Origin of the sequence: Pseudomonas sp. Kh14 (assembly GCF_900291005.1) — a bacterium.
Taxonomy (GTDB): Bacteria; Pseudomonadota; Gammaproteobacteria; order Pseudomonadales; family Pseudomonadaceae; genus Aquipseudomonas; species Aquipseudomonas alloputida.
The window spans coordinates 1-227 of sequence record NZ_OLKJ01000364.1 but is presented as its reverse complement, the minus strand read 5'-3'; the positions used below and the strand labels follow the sequence as shown (position 1 = coordinate 227).

The 227-nt window shown below is 69.2% G+C and carries 1 pseudogene; it reads right to left on the bottom strand.

The window, feature by feature from the left end:
• A pseudogene (locus tag FQ668_RS28450) lies at nt 1–227 on the bottom strand (1-aminocyclopropane-1-carboxylate deaminase); the annotation flags it as partial.

The window sequence follows — 227 nt, the reverse complement described above, 5'->3', positions numbered from 1 at the left end:
ACTCGGTAGTCCCCGTTCCGGCAGCCAGCCACCAGGCGTCGTAGCCCGACCAGCCCAGTGCCGCGATCTGCGCCCGTGCCTGCTGCATGATCAGCGCGCAGCCCTGTGCACCGGCAAGCCCGCCTCCCCCTTCGGGGATGCAGTGCCAACCCGGATAGCGTGCCTGCCAAGGGTCCCAGAAACCCGCTTGGTTTCGTGCGCGGTAGCCGCCATAGCCCAGCCAGTGC